Source organism: Mycobacterium sp. (assembly GCF_032162105.1).
In the GTDB taxonomy this organism is placed as follows: Bacteria; Actinomycetota; Actinomycetes; order Mycobacteriales; family Mycobacteriaceae; genus Mycobacterium.
Genome location: NZ_JAVRPS010000367.1, coordinates 1 through 5,905, shown reverse-complemented (window position 1 = coordinate 5,905; position 5,905 = coordinate 1). Strand labels below are relative to the sequence as shown.

Genomic DNA, 5,905 nt, shown 5'->3' with positions numbered 1-5,905 from the left:
CAGGTAGAGAAAGTCGATGGCGGTGTCGGACAACGAAGTATCTTTCTGACAGGCTGCTGCGCAATGGAACACGGACAACGTTACGTTTGTAATGTTTCTGTTTTCTGTACGTATGTGGCGATTGGGTTACACGTGGCTAACCCAGCTCAAACCGGTCCCACGACCTTGGCGAGCGACACTTGCTTTGTCATGTGAGGTAATACCACCGGTCGCGCCCCGATGCTATGGGCGAAACGGGCGAGGCCGCAGATCGTGTCGGCCGCGTCATCTGAAAGAAATGACACGCCCGCGATTCAGGATCGCCTTCTCTTCAACGCGACACTAGCGATCGCTTGTAGTTGATACGCAGTTGAACTGGGGTTATGCAGCGAAGATTGACCGGCCCTCGCGACACGCCGATATCTTGTCAAAGTAGCGCGGCGATTTCTGTCAGTCTTCGCTGCATCTCGACAACCACTGTCGTGATTCCGGGTTCGTTCACGTCGGGCACCAATCACTTCGCCCACGCGGGCCAGGCGGCGGACGACGCGGGTGACCGCCGAGTACGAGCAGCGCTAGGGCGGGCTGATGGATGACGTCAGCCGCAAGCTCGCCGAACTCGCGCCGGAAGACGCAGACGCCGGTGAGGTGGCCCGGCATCGCGCGGGTGATCGACACACCGAAGGGCAAGGGTCCGTTCCGCGTCTACGTCGATCCCTCCGACGACGGTGCCAAGGACGTGTTCCGTGTCGGCGATCGGGTCCGGCAGTGGTTCTACCAGCGAATCGGGTACTCGGACCTGCTCAGCGTGAGCAGTTCAGCGACACCGACACGGTCTGAGTGACGGTCTGCGGGACCAGGAGCCTGCGGTCGTTGCCGCCGAGGCCGGGACCGACGTAGGGAACCAGCTGCGTGACGGTCTGCGGGTTACGCACGCTGGTGACCGTGCACTGGTCGATCGGTGCGGTGCCGATCTTGTCGATGGTCACCGTGTAGCCCTTGGACTGAAGGTCGCTGATCACTTGCTGCGCCGTCTCCGCGGCGGCCAATGCCGCTGGGGCGGCGATGGCCGCACTCACTCCCATGATCGCTGCCGCGAATGCCCACTTGGTTCGCATGATCGCGCCTCCTGTCGTATTCCTGTCAATCATCCCCTAGTTACATCGACTGAGGTACTCGATTACTTCCGCGCGGGTCAGCGGCTGCAGTCCAGGGATACCGAGATGGACCGGTTGGTGACGACCTGGACGAGGTCGTAGTCGCGGTTGCCCTTGCTGTCCTTCCTGCCGTTGTAGACGCGGATGGTGCGGTACTGGATCTGTGGGTTGCGCACGCTGGTCACCACGCACTGGTCGAGCGTGCCGCTGCCGACGCGGTCGACATTGACGTCATAACCCTCGGCTTCCAGTAGGCCGATGGTCTCCAGGGCAGTCTGCTCGGCGCTGGCGATCCCGGCGGGCGCGACGACCACAGCACACGCGGCTGCGACCGAAGTGACCAGTGTGGCGAGAGTCAATGATGGACGCATGGTGCGCCCCCTATCTGTCTGGGAAATGCATCACCCAGTACATCGCCGCTGGTAACCGATTCGTTGCAGCGGGTGCGGCTCCGGCGGAATCGCCGACATCACCGTCGCCCCGCACTACCATCGCGCCCAACGACCGCAACGCGAAGCAAAGGCGAATCGACATGCGCAGCACGATGCAGGACGTCCCGTTGACCGTCACCACGATCCTGCGCCACGCCTGTGGCGTGAACGGCGATCGCACCGTCACCACGGCGATGGGCGAAGGGCGCTACCGCACGATCACCTACCGCGAGCTCGGTGAGCAGGTGGGCCGGCTGGCCAACGCACTGCGTGGGCTCGGCATCACCGGCGACGAACGGGTGGCCACGTTCATGTGGAACAACGCCGAACACCTTGCGGCGTATCTGGCCGCGCCGTCGATGGGAGCGGTGCTGCACACGCTCAACATCCGGCTCTCGCCCGAGCAGATCGCCTACATCGCCAACGAGGCCGAGGACACGGTGATCATCGCCGACCTGTCGTTGACCGCCCAGCTCGCCCCGGTGCTGCCGCTCCTCGACACGGTGCACACCGTGATCGCCGTCGGCGAAGGCGACCTCGCGCCACTGACGGGAGCCGGCAAGACGGTGCTGCGCTACGACGAGTTGCTGGCCGGTCAATCGCCAACGTTCGAATGGCCCGAGCTCGACGAAACGTCAGCGGCCGCCATGTGCTACACCAGCGGCACCACCGGGAATCCGAAAGGAGTTGTCTACAGCCATCGTTCGAGCTATCTGCACTCGATGATGGTGTGTACCGCGAACGGAATGGGCCTCGGCTTCAACGATTCCGCGCTGCCGATCGTGCCGATGTTCCACGCCAACGCGTGGGGGCTGCCGTACGCCGCGATGATGGCGGGTGCCGACCTCGTGCTGCCGGACCGGTTCATGGACGCCCCGTCGTTGATAGACCTGATCCAGACGCGGCGCCCGACCGTCTCGTGTGCGGTGCCGACGATCTGGAACGACGTGATCCACTGCCTGGCCAAGACGCCCGGCCGCGACATCTCGTCCCTGCGCCTGGTCACCTGTGGAGGTTCGGCCGTGCCGCTGTCGATGATGAAGACGTTCGAACAAGACCACGGCGTGCAGATCATCCAGGGCTGGGGGATGACCGAGACGTCGCCGCTGGCCACCCTGGCCTGGCCGCCGGCGGGGTCGTCGGGCGACGAACGCTGGTCGATGCGGTCCACCCAGGGCAAGGTGGTGTGCGGTGTCGAGGTGCGCATCGTCGACGAAGACGACAATCCGTTGCCGCACGACGGCAAGGCGGTCGGGGAAATCGAGGTGCGCGGCCCGTGGATCACCGGTGCCTACTACCGCGGGCACGACCAGTCCAAGTTCGACAGGGGCTGGTTGCGCACGGGTGACGTCGGCCGGGTGGACCCGCTCGGATACGTGACGCTGACCGACCGTGCCAAGGACGTGATCAAGTCCGGTGGCGAATGGATTTCGTCGGTGGAATTGGAGAACCACCTGATCGCCCATCCGGCGGTCCTGGAGGTGGCGGTCGTTGCGGTTCCCGACGAACGTTGGCAGGAACGTCCGCTGGCCGCCGTCGTCCTCGAGCGCGGCGCCCAAGCCACTCCGCAAGAGCTCCGGGAGTTCCTGGCGGACAAGGTGGTTCGCTGGTGGCTACCGGAACGGTGGACGTTCGTCGACGCGGTGCCGCGGACCAGCGTCGGCAAGTACGACAAGAAGACCATCCGCGCGCGGCACGCCGACGGCGCCTATGAGGTGGTGGAGTACCGCGACTAACGTTCGGCGCGCTGGTAGGCGGTCACGACTGCCGCGCCGCCGAGGCCGATGTTGTGCTGCAGCGCGGCGTTGACGTTGTCCACCTGACGCTTGTCGGCGGTGCCGCGCAGCTGCCAGGTCAGCTCGGCGCACTGCGCCAACCCGGTGGCGCCCAGCGGGTGGCCCTTCGAGATCAGGCCGCCCGACGGATTGACCACCCAACGACCGCCGTAGGTGGTGTCGCCGTTGTCGATCAGCTTCGGCGCCTCGCCCTCGCCGCACAGGCCAAGGGCCTCGTAGAGCAACAGCTCGTTGGCCGAGAAGCAGTCATGCAGCTCGATGACCTGGAAGTCCTCCGGCCCGAGTCCCGACTGGTCGTAAACCTGTTTGGCGGCTTGGACATTCATGTCGTAGCCGATGATGTTGGCGGCGCTGCCGTCGAAGGTGCTGGCGAAGTCGGTGGTCATGGCCTGCCCGACGATCTCGACGGCCTGGTCGGCCAGCCCGTGCTTGGCGACGTAATCCTCACTCACCACGATCGCGGCGCCTGACCCGTCGGAGGTGGGGGAGCACTGCAGCTTGGTCAGCGGGTCCGAGATCATCTTGGCCGCCAGGATGTCGTCGAGGGTGTACTCCTCCTGGAACTGCGCGTACGGGTTGTTCACCGAGTGCTTGTGATTCTTGTAGCCGATTTTCGCGAAGTGCTCTGCGGTGGTGCCGTACTTCTTCATGTGTTCGCGGCCCGCCGCACCAAACATCCACGGCGCCACCGGGAATGCGAACTCGTCGATCTCGGCGAGTGCCTTTACGTGGTTGCCCAGCGGGCTCTCGCGGTCGTCGGCTCCGCCGCCGAGTGAGCCCGGCTGCATCTTCTCGAAGCCCAGCGCGATGACGCAGTCGGCCAACCCGCCGCGAATGGACTGCGCGGCAAGGTAGAGCGCCGTCGACCCGGTGGAGCAGTTGTTGTTGACGTTGACGATCGGGATGCCCGTCATGCCGAGCTCGTAGAGCGCACGCTGTCCCGACGTCGAGTCGCCCGAGCAATACCCGACGTAGCCCTGCTCGACCTCGCTGTACTCGATGCCCGCGTCCGCCAGCGCCTTGGTGCCGGACTCCTTGGCCATCTGCGGGTAGTCCCAGCCCTCACGGCGGCCCGGCTTCTCGAACTTCGTCATTCCGACCCCGACGACGAACACCTTGTTCTTATTGGCGGTCCCCATGGCACTGTCCCTTCGGTGCACTGCGGTTTCCTCGAACATAGCGCGACGAAGAGGCCTTGAGGAATCGGTGCCGCATTCCCTGGCTCAGATCAGCTGTAGTTCAACCACCAGGTGTGCAGTTCGTCCATGTTGGTGCTCTGTACGTCGGCCAGCATCAGCGCGTCGTACTGCGTCCACATGACATCGGCGTTGCCCTGGTAGGTGCCACACGCCACCTGCCCCGCGACCTCGTCGGGCTTGGACTTGAAGTTCCAGTCGATCGGCGAATCGGCGTCGGCACCCGGGCACCGCAGTGTCTCGTCGTTCTCCTTGAGTGACTCGTTGAAGTGCAGGATCAACTGGTCCTTGTCCGCGAAGATCGAGTAGCGCGCCGCTTCCGGGCCCCCGGGCTGGACGGACTTGGCGCAGTCGATGGTGGCCAGCGCTCCCGGCGAGGGCGGGCTGGCTGCCTCGCACACGCTGGTCGGGTAGCCGGCAGGGATGAGCGCCATCAGCTTGGCCTGGAACGAGTCCGGGTTGTCCAGCGGCGGGGTGGTGGTCGTGGTGGTCCTGGTCCGCGTCGTCGTCGACCGCTCGGGGGTCTTCGAGGTGGACGCGGTGGGCATCGTCGGACCCGCCTTCTTGTCGTCGGGCTTGACCATCAGGAAGATCCCGATGGCGGCCAGGGCGAGCAGGAGGACGCCGCCGATCGCGGCAATCGGGATCCACGCCTTCCTCTTCGGCTTCTGGCCGGGCGGCGGCGAGCCGGGCGGCGGGGGCCACGAAGAGCCGCCGGCGGGACCGGTTGGCGGCGCTGGCGGCCCGGTGAACCCGTACTGCTGGGGCGGCGGCGGCGGAGTGGTGCCGAACGGTGCCGGGGTCGCCGCCGCGAACGGGGCGGGGGTGGCGCCGTAGGGTTTCGGGGGCGGGGGGACGCCCGGTGTGGGGGTGGCCCCGAACGGGGGTGGCGGGGCGCCAGGAGGTGGGGTGGCACCAAACGGCGTCGGGGTGGGCGGATGCGCGGCCATCGTGGGCGCCGAGCCCATCGACATCCCCGGCATGGTGGCCGCCTCGCCGCGCTGCAGGATGGTCTCGGCCTGATCCTGGTCGCGGGCGGTCAGCGCCTCGGTCGCCGACATCGCCAGGTCGCCCGCGGAGGCGTAGCGGTCGTCGGGCTTCTTGGCCATGCCCCTGGCGATCACCTGATCGAACGCGGCGGGGATACCCGGGCGCTGCACGCTCGGGCGGGGGATCGGCTGCATCAGATGCGCGGTGATGACCACGCCGACGCTGTCGCCGCTGTAGGGCTGCGCGCCCGTCAGGCACTCGTGCAGTACGCACGCCAGCGCGTAGATGTCGGCCCGGTAGGTCACCGCGTCGTTGGTGAACCGCTCCGGAGCCATGTAGGCGTAGGTGCCCACCGC

6 protein-coding genes are annotated in these 5,905 nt (G+C 66.2%); 2 read left to right on the top strand and 4 right to left on the bottom strand.

The features are described from left to right. The first annotated feature begins 571 nt into the window (after positions 1-571). Positions 572-823 carry a hypothetical protein gene (locus QOC69_RS18710; protein WP_526442270.1) on the top strand — a complete coding sequence of 84 codons (252 nt, stop codon included), beginning with the start codon at positions 572-574 and terminating at the stop codon, positions 821-823. On the opposite strand, the gene QOC69_RS18705 is transcribed toward QOC69_RS18710, so the two are convergent. After that, a complete protein-coding gene (locus tag QOC69_RS18705; protein ID WP_526442268.1) occupies positions 783-1,097 on the bottom strand; it encodes a hypothetical protein in 315 nt (104 codons plus the stop codon). The two genes, QOC69_RS18710 and QOC69_RS18705, sit on opposite strands and share 41 nt — an antisense overlap. Before the next feature lie 77 nt (positions 1,098-1,174). Next, on the bottom strand, positions 1,175-1,507 hold the full coding sequence (locus tag QOC69_RS18700) for a hypothetical protein (RefSeq protein WP_526442266.1): 333 nt from the start codon (positions 1,505-1,507) through the stop codon (positions 1,175-1,177). Between the two features lie 161 nt (positions 1,508-1,668). Here QOC69_RS18700 and QOC69_RS18695 point away from each other — a divergent pair, with 161 nt between their 5' ends. Further along, the gene (locus QOC69_RS18695; protein ID WP_526442264.1) at positions 1,669-3,303 is read left to right on the top strand and encodes a long-chain fatty acid--CoA ligase; all 1,635 of its coding nucleotides are present in this window, start codon (positions 1,669-1,671) and stop codon (positions 3,301-3,303) included. Here QOC69_RS18695 and QOC69_RS18690 read toward each other — a convergent pair. Both QOC69_RS18690 and QOC69_RS18685 read right to left on the bottom strand, forming a co-directional pair. Further along, on the bottom strand, positions 3,300-4,502 hold the full coding sequence (locus tag QOC69_RS18690) for a thiolase family protein (protein WP_526442262.1): 1,203 nt from the start codon (positions 4,500-4,502) through the stop codon (positions 3,300-3,302). The genes QOC69_RS18695 and QOC69_RS18690 overlap by 4 nt on opposite strands. Before the next feature lie 89 nt (positions 4,503-4,591). Beyond that, on the bottom strand, positions 4,592-5,905 hold a 1,314-nt coding region (locus QOC69_RS18685; RefSeq protein WP_526442260.1), incomplete at its 5' end, for a protein kinase domain-containing protein.